The organism is Hydrogenophilus thiooxidans (genome assembly GCF_019049855.1).
GTDB classification, from domain to species: domain Bacteria; phylum Pseudomonadota; class Gammaproteobacteria; order Burkholderiales; family Rhodocyclaceae; genus Hydrogenophilus; species Hydrogenophilus thiooxidans.
Genome location: NZ_JAHLSY010000016.1, coordinates 1 through 14,187, shown reverse-complemented (window position 1 = coordinate 14,187; position 14,187 = coordinate 1). Strand labels below are relative to the sequence as shown.

11 protein-coding genes and 1 tRNA gene are annotated in these 14,187 nt (G+C 60.6%); 2 read left to right on the top strand and 10 right to left on the bottom strand.

Features of this window, described 5'->3' with window-relative positions; all coding sequences use genetic code 11:
* Positions 1-4: 4 nt before the first annotated feature.
* The 8 genes from gmhB to miaB form a co-directional block, all read right to left on the bottom strand.
* Positions 5-559, bottom strand: coding sequence for a D-glycero-beta-D-manno-heptose 1,7-bisphosphate 7-phosphatase (gmhB, locus tag KUL93_RS08275; RefSeq protein ID WP_217126593.1), 555 nt, complete (start codon positions 557-559; stop codon positions 5-7).
* Positions 556-2,649, bottom strand: a complete 2,094-nt coding sequence (gene glyS, locus KUL93_RS08270; protein WP_217126592.1) for a glycine--tRNA ligase subunit beta — start codon at positions 2,647-2,649, stop codon at positions 556-558. The genes gmhB and glyS overlap by 4 nt, the downstream gene beginning before the upstream one ends.
* Positions 2,639-3,550 carry a glycine--tRNA ligase subunit alpha gene (glyQ, locus tag KUL93_RS08265; RefSeq protein WP_217126591.1) on the bottom strand — a complete coding sequence of 304 codons (912 nt, stop codon included), beginning with the start codon at positions 3,548-3,550 and terminating at the stop codon, positions 2,639-2,641. The genes glyS and glyQ overlap by 11 nt, the downstream gene beginning before the upstream one ends.
* A gap of 38 nt (positions 3,551-3,588) precedes the next feature.
* Positions 3,589-5,136 (bottom strand): apolipoprotein N-acyltransferase, encoded by a 1,548-nt coding sequence (lnt, locus tag KUL93_RS08260; RefSeq protein WP_217126590.1) that lies wholly within the window; start codon positions 5,134-5,136, stop codon positions 3,589-3,591.
* 30 nt (positions 5,137-5,166) lie between these two features.
* Positions 5,167-6,030: a CorC family transporter gene (locus KUL93_RS08255; protein WP_217126589.1), complete on the bottom strand. Its 864-nt coding sequence runs from the start codon at positions 6,028-6,030 to the stop codon at positions 5,167-5,169.
* On the bottom strand, positions 6,027-6,434 hold the full coding sequence (gene ybeY, locus KUL93_RS08250) for an rRNA maturation RNase YbeY (RefSeq protein WP_430408208.1): 408 nt from the start codon (positions 6,432-6,434) through the stop codon (positions 6,027-6,029). Before ybeY ends, KUL93_RS08255 begins: the two co-directional genes overlap by 4 nt.
* A gap of 62 nt (positions 6,435-6,496) precedes the next feature.
* Complete coding sequence (locus tag KUL93_RS08245; RefSeq protein ID WP_249419379.1) at positions 6,497-7,555, bottom strand: PhoH family protein; 1,059 nt, start codon at positions 7,553-7,555, stop codon at positions 6,497-6,499.
* Positions 7,555-8,898: a tRNA (N6-isopentenyl adenosine(37)-C2)-methylthiotransferase MiaB gene (miaB, locus tag KUL93_RS08240; protein ID WP_217126587.1), complete on the bottom strand. Its 1,344-nt coding sequence runs from the start codon at positions 8,896-8,898 to the stop codon at positions 7,555-7,557. Before miaB ends, KUL93_RS08245 begins: the two co-directional genes overlap by 1 nt.
* An 87-nt stretch (positions 8,899-8,985) precedes the next feature.
* Between miaB and KUL93_RS08235 the strand changes: the two genes are divergently transcribed.
* A tRNA-Met gene (locus KUL93_RS08235) sits at positions 8,986-9,062 on the top strand.
* 64 nt (positions 9,063-9,126) lie between these two features.
* Here the strand turns inward: KUL93_RS08235 and KUL93_RS08230 are convergent.
* Positions 9,127-10,023: a radical SAM protein gene (locus KUL93_RS08230; protein WP_217126586.1), complete on the bottom strand. Its 897-nt coding sequence runs from the start codon at positions 10,021-10,023 to the stop codon at positions 9,127-9,129.
* Positions 10,024-10,144: 121 nt separating this feature from the next.
* Between KUL93_RS08230 and KUL93_RS08225 the strand changes: the two genes are divergently transcribed.
* A complete protein-coding gene (locus KUL93_RS08225) occupies positions 10,145-13,378 on the top strand; it encodes a mechanosensitive ion channel domain-containing protein (protein WP_217126585.1) in 3,234 nt (1,077 codons plus the stop codon).
* On the opposite strand, the gene KUL93_RS08220 is transcribed toward KUL93_RS08225, so the two are convergent.
* Complete coding sequence (locus KUL93_RS08220; RefSeq protein WP_217126584.1) at positions 13,375-14,067, bottom strand: hypothetical protein; 693 nt, start codon at positions 14,065-14,067, stop codon at positions 13,375-13,377. The two genes, KUL93_RS08225 and KUL93_RS08220, sit on opposite strands and share 4 nt — an antisense overlap.
* Positions 14,068-14,187: the final 120 nt, after the last annotated feature.

Here is a 14,187-nt window from a genome sequence, read left to right as displayed (position 1 = left end):
TCCTTTACCGCGACGATGTTTGCGCAATGAGCTTCTTGGCGACAGCGAGCAGATCGTCTACGACCTGGGTGCCGGGCGGCAGTTCGGAAGCGGCTTCGCGTTCCGTCTCCGCACCAAAGCCGGTGCGCACCAACCAGGGCTGCGCCCCGATCGCCGCGGCCGCTTGGAGGTCACGCAAACGGTCCCCCACCACCGGCACCTTCGTGATATCGACCCCAAAGCGTTGTGCGATTGTCCGCAACATCCCCGGTTTGGGCTTCCGACAGGCACAGTTGGCATCTGCTGCGTGCGGACAGAAGAAGATGGCGTGAATCCGCCCCCCTTCGGTCGCCGCCTGTTTGATCAACCGTTCATGGATCGCGTTCATCGTGTCGACCGTGATGAGGCCGCGGCCAATCACCGATTGATTGATCGCGAGCACCACTCGCCAGCCCCACTGGGTCAAAAGCGAAATCGCCTCGATCGCCCCAGGAAGCGGCACCCAGTCCTCTGGGCCGCGCAAGAAGGGTTTGCGCGGCTCGTTGATCACCCCATCCCGGTCGAGCACGATCACCTTCATGCCGCAAGCACCGAAAGATCTGCTACCTGATCGAGCGCCCGACGCAAACGGGCCAAGAGCGCCAGCCGATTCATCCGCAGCAACGGTTCGTCGGTAAGCACCATCACGGAATCGAAGAACGCATCGATCGGTTCAGCCAATGCGACCAGCGTGGTGAGTGCCGCGTCGAACGCTTCGTTGTCGATGTGTGACGCCAGGTACGGTTCGACCCGCACGAGCGCTTCGAAGAGCGCTTTTTCGGCCGGTTCGGCAAAGAGCGCGACATCGACGTCGACGTGGGCAAGCTCCGCTTTCTTCAGCAGATTGACCACGCGCTTGCGCGCCGCCGCCAACCGCTGCGCCTCTGGGCGCTCGGCAAATGCTGTCAAAGCGGACAACCGCGCGGGTACCGTATCGATACGTTGTGGGGTGACCGCAAGCACCGCGTCGACCATGAGCGGTGCGTGGCCCCTTTCCCGCAACCAATGGCGCAAGCGCTCGTCGCAGAATGCGCGCATTTCCGCGACCACGTCGCGCTGCCCAGCCGCACGGCGCACTGCCTCCGGCTGCAGCTGGAACGCCGCGTCGAGAAGCGGATCGAACGGCAAAGGTACGGGGTGCTCGATCACCATGCGCAAGATCCCAAGTGCTGCGCGCCGCAACGCAAAGGGATCTTTTTCGCCCGTAGGGGTTTCACCCAACGCAAAGAGGCCGGCAAGGGCGTCGAGTTTGTCCGCGAGCGCGACGATCGTACCGGTCAGATGGCGCGGCAGCGCATCGCCAGCGAAACGCGGTTTGTAGTGATCTTCGATCGCTTCGGCTACTTCCTGGGGTTCGCCGTCGGCCAATGCGTAGTACCGCCCCATCACCCCTTGCAATTCGGGGAATTCGCCCACCATTTCGGTGACGAGGTCACACTTGGCCAACCGCGCCGCGCGTTGCGGCAAAACGGGATCGACGCCCAAGCGATGGGCGATTGCACCCGCAAGCGCCTCGATACGCGCCACCCGTTCCGCGAGCGTCCCGATGCGGTTGTGATAGACGATCTCGGTAAGCCGCGGCAGGCGGCTCTCCAGCGTCGTTTTGCGGTCTTGTTCGAAGAAAAACTGCGCATCGGCCAAACGGGGGCGCACCACCCGTTCGTTGCCGCGAACGATCGCGCTGGGGTCCGCAATCCGCATGTTGGAAACGATCAGGAAACGGTTCGTCAGCCGGTCCGCGGCATCAAAGAGCGGAAAATATTTCTGGTTGGCCCGCATCGTGAGGATCAGACATTCGGGCGGCACGGCCAGAAACGCTTCAGGGAATGTGCCGAGATAAACCGCGGGGTATTCGACGAGTGCGGTCACTTCGTCCAAAAGATCCGGGTCGTCGCGCAGGTGCGCCCCCGCCTTCTGTGCCGCTTCTGCCAACATCTTCGCGATCGCCTCGCGCCGCGCGGCAAAATCGGGGATCACCTTCCCTTCGGCCAACAAGGTGGGTTCGTAGGCATCCGCGTGCGCAAGGGTGATCGCGCCGCGACTGAGGAAGCGGTGTCCCAGCGTTTCGCGACCGCTCGCCAAGCCCAATGCGGTTCCCGGAACGACTTGATCGCCCCACAACATCACCAGACGGTGCACGGGACGAACGAATGTCTCCTCTCCCGAACCCCAGCGCATCCGTTTCGGGATCGGGAGGGCATCCAGTGCAGCACGCACCCATTCGGCCAGTTGCGCAAACAGGTCTGCTCCCGGCACCGTTTCCCGCAAAAAGAGTTGCTCTTGTTTGCCGTCGTGGGCACGAAAAAGCGGTGCCTGCTCCGGTGTGAGACCTTTTGCCGCCAGCCGTTTGATGAGCGCCGTGGTGGGTTGTCCGTCACTGTCGTACGCGACGGCTACGGGCATCAGGCGCACCTGCTGTTCGTGGTCCGCACCTTTTGCCGCAACCGCTCCCACCCAAACCGCGAGCCGCCGCGGCGAGGCGAACCACCGCCACGCTGCATCAGCAGCGATCAGACCTGCCGTGCGCAACCGTTCGACGACCCCACGGGCGAACGTTTCGCCGAGTTTGGCGAGCGCCTTCGGCGGCAGCTCCTCGGTGACCAGTTCGACGAGCAATGCGTTACGCTGCATGGGGCGTCTCCTTCGCAAGCAACGGGAATCCGAGCGCTTCGCGGCTTTGGTAATAGGCTTGTGCCACGGCACGCGCCAGCGCCCGAATCCGGCCGATATACCCCGCCCGTTCTGTGACGGAAATCGCCCCACGGGCGTCGAGCAAGTTGAACGTGTGCGCGGCTTTCAGAACCATCTCATACGCGGGCAACGGCAACGCGGCTTCCATCAGCCGTTTCGCCTCCGCTTCGAAATGGTTGAAAAACTCGAAAAGCAACGGGACGTTTGCCGCTTCGAAGTTGTAGCGGGACTGCTCCACTTCGTTCTGGTGAAAGACATCGCCGTAGGTGATCCGCTGCCCATCCGGCGTCACCGACCAGAGGAGGTCATAGACGTTTTCCACACCCTGAAGGTACATCGCCAAACGCTCAATCCCGTAGGTGATCTCGCCCAGGACCGGTTGGCAGTCGAGCCCGCCGACCTGCTGGAAGTAGGTGAATTGGGTCACCTCCATCCCGTCGAGCCAGACTTCCCAACCCAATCCCCACGCACCGAGCGTCGGGTTTTCCCAGTCATCTTCGACGAAACGGATATCGTGCTGTTTCAGGTCGATCCCAAGTGCCGCCAAGCTCTTCAAGTAACGCTCTTGGATATCGAGCGGGCTGGGTTTCAGAACGACCTGAAACTGGTAATAGTGCTGCAGCCGGTTCGGGTTTTCGCCATAGCGACCATCTTTGGGGCGACGCGAAGGCTGGACGTAGGCTGCGTACCACGGCTCCGGTCCGATCGCGCGCAAGAAGGTTGCGGTGTGTGACGTTCCCGCACCCACTTCCAAATCGTAGGGTTGCAGCAATACACACCCTTCGTTGGCCCAGAAGGTCTGCAGCCGCAGGATGATCTCTTGAAATGTCGGGACATTCATCACGGTCTCGGTGCAATCCAGTACGTAATCTGGCAATTTTAGCACCGAACCCGGTTACCCCCGCGACGCGACACCACAGCCCCCAGGAGCGCCAGCGCCAACAACGCGACGCTTGCCTCTCCGCCCCAGCGCGCGAACGGCGTCAGCCCCTGTTGCGGGACGATCACCCCATCGAGTACCGCATCGCGCCAGGGCGCCGCGATCGCCACCGTACGCCCCTTTTCGTCGAAAACAGCGCTCACGCCCGCATTGACCGCTTGAATCCAGGGGCGTGCGGTTTCGAGTGCACGGGCGCGACCAATCTGTGCGTGCTGCCATTGACCGTGGGTTTTGCCGTACCACGCAAAATTCGAGGCATTGACCAAAACCTGCGCACCCCGGCGCACGTCACGCACCACCCAATAGGCAAATGCGCTTTCGTAGCAAATGTTCGCCGCCCAGTGCGCCCGCTGCCAAGCCCCCAGCGGCGGATCCGCCACACCCGGCGCCTGGTCGGCGAACGGGATTGCCAGCCAGCGGACGAACCCGTGAAACCCTGGCGGAATGAATTCGCCAAAGGGGACCAACTGCCGCTTGTCATAGTGCCACCGACCGTCGAGCGTGGTCAGCGCATTGTGGATTCCCGTAGCGTCGCGCCGAAAGAGCCCGAGCAACAACGTTCTGTTCGATGCATCCGATGCGTGCGCGTCGCTACCTTGTGCGAACGCAGCCGCAAGCGCCGCTCGCCAGGTTTGCGGCAAGTCGCTTTCGAAAAGGGGTAACACCGTCTCCGGCGTCACCACCACCTCCCCCTTCGCCTGCGCCACCTGGCGGGTCAGTTCCGTGAAATGGCTCTGCCAGCGACGCGCATCCCACTTTTCGTCCTGCGCAACGGCGGTCTGAATCACACTCACCGTGACGGGTGGCGCCGCCGGTTCGCTCCATGCGATCTGCCCCAAGCCCCACCCCGCCACACAAACCCCCAAGGTAACGCCCCAGGTCTGCAGCCGCCGGGGTGCGTTTCCCCACGCGGCAGCAAGCGCAACCATCAGAAAGGTCACACCGAGCGCACCGACGATCGGAAACCAACCATTGAAAAGCGCCAACGGACCGGCGTCGTGCGCCGCGGCAAATCCCGGCATGAACCAGGGGAATCCGGTAAGCAATCCGCCACGCCCCCATTCGGCGATCGTCCACAACGCGGCGGGAACGAACGCGCTTGTCGAACCCAGACGGCGCCACAGCCAATGGGTGAACCCGCCCGCGATCGCCCACCAAAGCGCCAAATAGGCGGCAAGGAGCGCGACCGCCACCGCGGCAACGACCCAGGGCAAACCGCCGTAACGCGCGAGCGCCACAGCGAGCCACGAAAGGCCGACGGTAAAATATCCGTGCGCGAAAAAACCACTGACCGCTGCCGCAGCCCGAAAATGGGCGGCACGAGCCAGTGCCCGGAAAAGCCACGCAAGGCCCACAAGCAGCAACGGCCACCACCCAAACGGCGCAAACGCAACGAGCGCAACGCTGCCCCCCACACTCCAGCACGCGAGCCCAAGCGCCCAAGGGCGGGACAAGAGCGAGGAGGGGATAGCGAGCGAACGGTTCACAGGATCACGCGAGGGGCCACGGGAGAGACGCTACGCTTCTTCAGAAGATTCGGTTTCTGCCGCCGGAAGCTTGCGTACCCGTACCCAATAGACACGACGCCCATCGGCACGCACCACTTCGAAACGCCACCCGTTCAAGGTGACCGTCTCATGGATGTGGGGGAGACGGCCCAAGTGGTGGATCAGCAACCCCCCCACGGTATCGGCTTCTTCGGTTTCGTCGAACTGCGTGGCAAACGCTTCATCGAAATCGGCCAGCTCTAGGTCGGCACGAACGCGGAACGTGCCGTCGTGTTCGGGAACGATCGCATCCTCTTGCCCTTCGAAGTCGTATTCGTCTTCGATCTCCCCAACGATCTGCTCCAAAACGTCTTCAATGGTGACCAACCCCGCTACCCCACCATATTCGTCGGCAACGATCGCCATGTGGTTCCGACGGACGCGAAATTCGCGCAACAAAATGTCCAGCCGTTTCGACTCCGGGACGAAAACGGCAGGCCGGAGGCTGTCGCGCAGGTCGAACGGCTCCCCCGCATAGTAGCGCAACAGCTCTTTGGCAAGAAAAATACCCAAGACGTCGTCTTTGTCTTCCCCAACCACAGGAAAGCGAGAATGGTTGGTCTCGACCACCAGCCGCGTGATCGCTTCAATCGAGTCGTCGACGCGGATCACATCCATTTGGCTGCGTGGCACCATCACGTCGCGCACGGTCAGGTTGGAGATCGCAAGCGCCCCCTCGATGATCGCAAGCGCTTCAGCGTCGAGCAGATTGCGTTCGCATGCCGAGCGCAGCAATTCCAGCAATTCTTCTCGAGTTTCGGGTTCGGAGGAAAAGAGGTGGGTGAGACGGGCCCAAAGGCCCTTGGTAGACGAAGGTTCAGTCGGGTCACTCATACCGATGATTTCACGTCGCGATAGGGATCAGGAAACCCCAAACGGGCAAGGAGACGACGCTCGAGCGCCTCCATCGCTTCGGCCTCCTCGTCCGTTTCATGGTCAAATCCTTGCAAGTGCAGCATACCATGAACGACCAGATGGGCACAATGGGCGTCCACGGTTTTTCCCTGGGACACTGCTTCGCGATGAAGTACCGGCGCGCACAGCACCAAATCACCGTGCGCGATGGTCATACCCAGCGCTTCGTCCGGAATGGGATCGTAGGGAAACGACAACACGTTGGTCGCATAGTCCTTGTGACGGTACGCTGCATTCAACGCCCGCCCTTCTGCTTCGTCGACGAACCGCACCGTGACCCGCATCGTACCCGATAGGAGCGCTGCGCGCGCCCAGCGCAACACCGAAGCCCGGGGCGGCACCGGCCATTCGGTTGCGCGCTGGTAGGAAAGATAAAGGCGCTTTCTCACCGCGTCACCCCAAGCGCTTCGCTCTGCCGTGCCGCGTCGAACGCTTCGTAGGCATCGACGATGCGCGCCACCAGCGGATGGCGCACCACATCTTCGCGCAGGAATCGCTGAAACGCCAAGCCACGCACGTTAGCCAGCACCTCAACCGCATCAGCGAGGCCACTTTTCGCGCCTCGCGGCAAATCGACCTGCGTGAGGTCGCCAGTCACCACCGCTTTCGACCCGATCCCGATGCGGGTCAGGAACATCTTCATCTGTTCGGGGGTGGTGTTCTGCGCTTCGTCCAGAATCACGAACGCGTGGTTGAGCGTGCGCCCCCGCATGAACGCCAGCGGCGCGATCTCGATCGCGCCCCGTTCAAAGAGCTTCGCAACGCGTTCCGATCCCATGAGATCGTAGAGCGCATCGTAAAGCGGCCGCAGGTAGGGATCGACTTTTTGCGCCAAATCCCCCGGCAAGAAGCCTAACCGTTCCCCCGCCTCCACCGCAGGCCGCGTCAAAATGATCCGCTCGACCTGCTCGCGCTCGAACGCATCCACCGCGCACGCCACCGCTAGGAACGTCTTGCCGGTACCCGCAGGCCCAATGCCAAAGGTGATGTCGTGCGTGCGAATCGCCTCGATATACGCCGCTTGCCGTGGCGTGCGCGCGATGACGCGCCCTTTGCGGCTACGCAGCACTGCGCTGTCGCCTGTCTGATCCGGGATGCAATCGGGTAAGGCGGGCGAGAGTGCCGCACGCGGGGCGGCTTGCGTTCGGCGCGTTTGCGCGTTTTGCGGTGCCACTCCTTCTGGCCAATTGAGCGCTTCGACGTACGCAAGTTGCACGTCGTCCAACGTCAGCGCTTTCCCGGCCCGTTGCCACAGCCGTTCGAGCGCGGTCCGCACAAGCCGCACCGTTTCGGCACGCCCTTGAACGCGAAAGTCGTGGCTGCGGCGCATGATGACGACGTCGAACGCCGTCTCCAATTGCCGGAGGTTGGCATCGAGCGTTCCACAGAGATTCGAGAGCCGGACGTTATCCTCTGGCTGCGCCTGCCAATGGAGTTCGACCATCACGCAACCGACTCCCGCACCAGCACTTCACCGCGCAAACTGTGGGGTAGCGCTTGCGTGATCCGGACATCGACGAACTGCCCGATGAGACGGGCCGGCGCAGGGAAATTGACCACCCGGTTGTTTTCGGTTCGTCCGGAGAGTTCGTTGGGGTCTTTCTTCGACGGCCCTTCGACGAGCACCCGCTGCACCGACCCCACCATCGCTTCACTGTACGCGCGGGCCTGTGCGTCGATTTTCGCTTGCAATTCACGCAACCACCCTTGTTTGACTGCGAGCGGAACGGGATCGGGCATTTCCGCCGCTGGCGTTCCGGGCCGAGGGCTGAAGACGAAGCTGAACGAGGTGTCAAACGCCAACTCCTCGACGATCGCAAGCGTCTTACGAAACTCCGCCTCGGTTTCACCAGGGAAACCGACGATGAAATCGGACGAAAGGGAGAGGTTGGGCCGTACGGCGCGCAGTTTGCGCACGATCGACTTGTATTCGAGAACGGTATAGCCGCGCTTCATCGCCGCGAGCACCCGGTCCGAACCCGCTTGAAGCGGCAAATGCAAATGGCTGACCAGTTTGGGAATCCGCTCATACGCTGCGATCAAACGGGGGGACATTTCCCGAGGGTGTGATGTGGTATAGCGAATCCGTTCGATACCCGGAATCTCCGCAACGCACTCCAGCAGAAACGCAAAATCGGCGATTTCGCGGCTTCCTTCCGCGAGCGGCGCGCGCCAGGCATTGACGTTTTGCCCCAAGAGCGTCACCTCTTTCACCCCTTGTTCGGCAAGGGCCGCCACTTCGGTGAGGATCTCCTCGAGCGGTCGGTAAAACTCCTCTCCCCGGGTATAGGGCACGATGCAATAGGTGCAATACTTCGAGCACCCTTCCATGATCGAAACGAACGCCGTTGGGCCGTGCCGCTTGGCCTCGGGAAGCGCGTCGAACTTTTCCTGTTCAGGAAACGAAACATCGACCTGCGGCTTCCCTTCCTGTTGGCGGCGCGCGATCAGTTCGGGCAAGCGGTGGAGCGTCTGAGGGCCAAAGACCAGATCGACGTAAGGCGCACGCGCGATGATCGCCTCTCCCTCCTGGCTGGCGACGCAACCGCCTACCCCGATGAGCAACCCCGGCTTCTGTTTTTTCAGGGCTTTGACGCGCCCCAACTCATGAAAAACCTTCTCCTGCGCCTTCTCGCGCACCGAGCACGTATTGAACAAAATCAGATCGGCTTGAGCGGGATCATCCGTGACCTCGGCACCGAACTGCGCGTGCAACAGCTCCAGCATCTTTTCGGTGTCGTATTCGTTCATCTGGCAACCGAAGGTTCGGATGTAGACGCTTTTCATGAAAGGTGACGCTCCAAGGGTTGACAATAACGGCAAGAACTCGCTATATTATCAGACTCTCGGATGCACTGCATCCACCCTACCGGTGGTGAGGTAGCTCAGACGGTTAGAGCGACGGATTCATAACCCGTAGGTCGAGGGTTCGATTCCCTCCCTCACCACCACCTTCTTTTCCATTTGCGCCATTTTCTCACTGCGCGAAATTCGCCTCTTTGTACCGCTCGATGCTCACAGCCCCCTTGCCCACGCTGGCCGTAGCGGCGCATGCGCGGGATCGGCAAGCGCCGCTTCAACCTGGTGCAGCAGTTTAGCTTTGTCTTTGTTGAGCGTCCCCTTGAGGACGAGCCAATTGGACGCATGGTCCGAGCGAAAGATCGTCTCCTTGAGCTCGAGCTGCTGCAAAAGCGCCCGCATCTCTTTGAGCAGTCCCACCAGATCCTGCTCTTCCCAATCGGGCCAAGCTGCCAAAAAACGCCCTTTACCCAACGGAAACGAAACAACGAGCGTTGCGAGATACTCTGGCTGCGTCCGGTTCGCCAATGCGGCGCTCCCCGCGATGTGTTGCGACCACAGCGCTTTACCGCCCAGCCCCAAGAGGAACATCACCGAGCGGCGAATTCCTGCCTCCGCTAGCTTGTAGAGCGCAGCTTCGGTCGTTGCGAAAGTCTCTCCTTTATGGACCCGTTGCAACACCGTATCGTCACCCGATTCGGCGCCAACATAGACGAGCGTCAATTTGCGTTCGGCAAGCGCTTTGAGTTCCGCAACCGTTTTTTTGCGAAGATTCCGCGGCAGACAGTAACTGGAGACCCGTTGCAGGTTGGGAAACGCGGCGTTGAGCGCCTCCAGGATCGCTACCAGTCGCCGCGTAGGAAGCACCATCGCATCACCATCGGCCAAGAAGACGCGACGCACGTGCGGTCCGAACGCCTCACCACAGCGGCGGATCGTTTCCAAAACCTCCGCTTCGCTGCGCGCGCGAAACTTTTTCTGCGGCGCCGTGTACATCTCACAAAAGGTACATTGGTTCCACGAACACCCATCGGTCACGGGCAGAATCAACGAATTCGCCTCTGACGGCGGACGAAAAACGGGTTCGACGTAGCGGATTGGCAGTTCGATCATCGTTACTCCACGCTCAAACGGCAACTGCATCGCTACCCATCGCGTGCCACTGAGGTCGCTCGGCACCTTCAGACATCGGTTTCATGGTAGATTGTACGCATCTTTCACATTATGGCATCGCATGAAGCGGCTCATTACCTTGGTTTGGTTCCTCGTTGCGGTTACTGTCCTTGCTGCCAACGAACAGGAGCCACCTGCTTCGTCGGGATCTGAGCGCAACAACCCACTTGCGCTCATCGATCGCACGCTGCAAAGCGAAGCAGCCACCGGACGCTCCAAAGAGTATCTCCAGAAGCTGCGGGAACGGACTCAGGCGCTACAAAAACTCGAAGCCGATCTTCAGTTGCGGCTTACCATCGCAGAACAGAGCTTTGCCACTTCACGAGGGCTATGGGAAACGGTGCGCAAAGCCACCTTACCGGATCTGGCGCGGGAATACCAGCAGGTTGCCCAGAAAGGAACGGAGGCAGTGTCCGAATGGCTGCAACGCACAGAAGAGCAATGGTTGAGCGAAAAAAGGCGCTGGGAGCAGGAAAAAGCAGCGCTTGAGCGGCAAACGATCGAGGCGCCAGCAGAACTCACCCAACCCGTCGATCCGTTGCCACCTGGAACCCCGCAGGCGGTTCAAACCATCGCGCAGCTCATCCAACTGCAGTGGGAGAAGACACAGCAGCTGTGGCAAGCGGTGCAGAAGCGCGAAGAAGAGGCCCGCGCGGTGCGGTGGCAAATCGTGACCAAGCAGCTTCAGCTTACCGAAATGGCGCTGCAAGCAATCGAAAAGCTCCGGCCCAAAGGCAACGCCACGCCCGAAAACGGGCAGAACGATCCTCTGTGGCGCCAAATCGCCGAACGCAACCACGCGCTGCAAGAGCTTCTCACCGCAACCAACCAAAAAATTGCGGCGTTGAAAGCAATCCAGGATGTGATGCAAAAAAGGCTCGAAACCTACCAGCAGCAGCTCCAACGCTTAGAGGCGCTTGCCAAGACGCATGGGCTGACTCCGCTCGTCGGTTTTCAATTCAATGAACTGCGTCAGGAGATGGTTGAGTGGCGCGGCGCCCTCACCGACGCATGGCAAGCAGCCAATGAGGCACTAAGCGCCTGGCAACAGATTGAAATTGAGCTCGTTCAGGCACAACAGCGCCAGGCTGCCTTCGAGCAGGCGGTCGAAGCCCATCTTGCCGCACTACCCGAGCACGAGCAAACCTCGGCGCGCATCGCCTTTCAGCGCCTACTTGACGAACGGCGCACCGTCTTGGCACGTCTTGCGGCGCTGCGCACCGCGATGACCCAAGCCGCTTCTGACCTCGAAGCGACGACCCATTCAGCAGAGCGGTTCCGGGAAGAGACGCTGGCTACCCTTCAAGGGTACCTGTTATGGGCAAAATCGGCGCTTCCCTGGTGGTCGGTTGCCGGCAGTGAGGCCAAAGCGGTCGTCACCCACCTCGTTGCGCTTATCGAAGAGCTGCCAAAAGGGCTGGCCACCTGGAAAAATGGGGTGCCGGTGGCTGCGTTCCTCTCTTGTGCCCTTTGGCTCACGTGGTGGCTTGCCCGTGGCCTCCTTGCTCGCAAGTTTGCGCAGACCCTTCCTCATACGGCAGCCCGTACCAGCGCAGGAACCTTGGCAACCCTCACGATTTTGCTCATTGCTGCAATCCAAGCGGCGGGAGTGGCGCTTTTTCTCTTCACGATCTCGTTCCTTCTTCGGCCTACGGGTGGCACCGCATTGGCGGCATTGGGTGACGCGCTCGAACAAACGGCTCTCGTTTGGTGGAATCTACACTTTTGGCGCATTGCTCTCACACATCAGGGTGGGCTTTTGCACCACCGTTACCAGATTCCTGAAGCGACCGTCCAGCGATTGCGGCCTTATCTCACCCTTTTTGTCTGGGTTTCGGCGCTCATTGCCACGCTCTTTGCCTATCTGGGAGCACTTGGGGCACCCGATGAATCGGGCACTCCGCTGCGCTCAGTCCTGCTCATTGCTGCGCTATGGCTCTTACTCTCAGGAGTCTGGTTCTTTCGCTCGGCAACGAGTGGTTCCTTTATGCCTCGGGTACGCAATAAAGTGGTGCGCCTCGCTGCGCTGGTCTTGGCGCTCCCGCTACTGGCAAGCATCCTACTGCTTGTGATTGGCTACCGCTATACTGCCGAAGCGGTGCTCATCGCCTACTGGCGCTCCCTCTGGGCTCTGTTGGGCGTTGCGCTCCTTTTCGATCTGACCCGGGCGATCGTCGATGAGCGCTGGCGCTTGGTAGTGGGGCGAAAGCGCACGGAGCTGCCTGCTTTTGGCTCGGAATCGCTCCCAACCGAGGCGGCGGCGCAGGAATTGCACGTTACCGAAGCCGAAGCGGCGATCGAACGCGGCAGTCGCCAATTGCGGCGCATCGTGCGTTGGGGCGCGTGGCTTGCGCTCGCTACCCTACTTCTTTGGATATGGGCACCCCTGCTTCCCGCGCTCTCGCAACTGGACACCTGGGTGCTGTGGCGCTATCAAGAGGTGAGCGGCAACGAAACGCTCACCGTCACCGTCACCGTGGCCGATCTGCTCTTTACCGGAGTCGCTTTAGCCGTATTGACGCTCTTGACGCGCAATGCTCCTACCCTCCTTGAGTTACTGCTTGCACAAACCAAACGGCTCGACGATGGCGCGAAGTACGCCATCGTCACCCTCTTTCGCTATCTCCTCATTTCCGTTGGCGTGGTTTGGATCCTCAACCGACTCGGCATGCCCTGGTCGAAGCTGCAATGGCTGGTTGCCGCGCTCTCAGTCGGGCTTGGTTTTGGCTTGCAGGAGATTGTCGCAAACTTCGTCTCTGGCCTCATCATTCTCTTTGAGCGGCCGATTCGGGTCGGCGACATCGTCACGGTGCAAGGAGTTACCGGCAGAGTGAAACGGATGACGATTCGCGCAACGGTTATCGAGACACTCGACAAACAGGAGGTGCTCATTCCCAACAAAGCGATCATTACCGGCAACGTCAGCAACTGGACGCTTTCCGATCTTCAATCGCGAATCGTGCTCCCAGTTGGCGTTGCCTACGGGAGTGATCTGGAACAAGTCCGCGCACTTCTTTTGGATGTTGCCCAAAGCCACCCCAACGTGCTTACCGACCCTGCGCCCACGGTTGCCTTCAGCCAATTTGGGGGAAGCAGCGTCGAATTCGAGCTTCGCTGTTACGTGGCCGATATCGCGGTGCGCGGCGAAACCAAAACCGAATTGGCGCTTGCGATTGCAAACGCGTTTCGCGCAAACGGCGTCGAAATTCCGTTTCCGCAGAACGATCTCCATGTGCGTTCCGTCGCGCCCGAAGTGGTGGCGGCGCTCCGGAACGCACCTTCAGCCAGCTCTTAGAATTCCCATGCCCAGCTGAGCGCCACCGCTGTTTCGCGGTCGCGCCCCGAGGCGCGATCGACCATCACACCGACCTTCATTCCATCGGCAACAGTCCAGCGCACCCCAACGCCGCGCGTCGGGCTGCTTCTTTCCTCACCGTAATATTGCGCAAGCAGCGCCACGGTGTCAGACAGTTCGTATTCGTACCCCAATCCCCACACGACCGTATTTTCGTCGCTTTGCGTATCTCGGGCCACGCCCGCGTTGAGATGGACGACATGTCCGTTGGCGCGGTAGGTTGCTAGCCCCAGCGCGCTCATCGACTGATAGCGATCTTTTTCGTCCGTTGCAGGTGAACGCCACTGCCGGTGGCCCAGATCGAAAAATGCGCCGACTGACCATCCGGTTTCGGTTTGCACGGGCACCCATTTCACGACGAGTAACGCACCCCGATCTTGCAGATGGGATTCGAGGTCTTTTTCCCGATCCCACGCAACACCGATCTCCCAATGTTGTGCGGGCGAGAAACCAGCCGTCATTTCCCAGGCGCGAACTGCTCCCACCTTCCGCCAAACTGCCTCGACCTTCTTGCCGCCATCATCCATTGTGCCAGCATCATCGACGCTCATCGGGGGTTGGGCGAATACTCCACCCCCGGCCATTACAGCAGCCAACACGACAACATGCCGCCAGTACGAACCGTACATGACACGCTCCTAACCCAGTAAATGTCAAGACCCGTGACATTATCTACCCTTGAAATGAAAAGCTCTGGTCGCTCGGTTTGCCACCATCGGAGTTTCTCAATAGGAGTCATATGACCCAAA

Bases quoted from the DNA above. Each gene is read 5' to 3' on its own strand.
- gmhB (WP_217126593.1), bottom strand. From the start codon at position 559: ATGAAGGTGATCGTGCTCGACCGGGATGGGGTGATCAACGAGCCGCGC.
- glyS (WP_217126592.1), bottom strand. From the start codon at position 2,649: ATGCAGCGTAACGCATTGCTCGTCGAACTGGTCACCGAGGAGCTGCCG.
- glyQ (WP_217126591.1), bottom strand. From the start codon at position 3,550: ATGAATGTCCCGACATTTCAAGAGATCATCCTGCGGCTGCAGACCTTC.
- KUL93_RS08255 (WP_217126589.1), bottom strand. From the start codon at position 6,030: ATGAGTGACCCGACTGAACCTTCGTCTACCAAGGGCCTTTGGGCCCGT.
- KUL93_RS08245 (WP_249419379.1), bottom strand. From the start codon at position 7,555: ATGGTCGAACTCCATTGGCAGGCGCAGCCAGAGGATAACGTCCGGCTC.
- miaB (WP_217126587.1), bottom strand. From the start codon at position 8,898: ATGAAAAGCGTCTACATCCGAACCTTCGGTTGCCAGATGAACGAATAC.
- KUL93_RS08230 (WP_217126586.1), bottom strand. From the start codon at position 10,023: ATGATCGAACTGCCAATCCGCTACGTCGAACCCGTTTTTCGTCCGCCG.
- KUL93_RS08225 (WP_217126585.1), top strand. From the start codon at position 10,145: ATGAAGCGGCTCATTACCTTGGTTTGGTTCCTCGTTGCGGTTACTGTC.
- KUL93_RS08220 (WP_217126584.1), bottom strand. From the start codon at position 14,067: ATGTACGGTTCGTACTGGCGGCATGTTGTCGTGTTGGCTGCTGTAATG.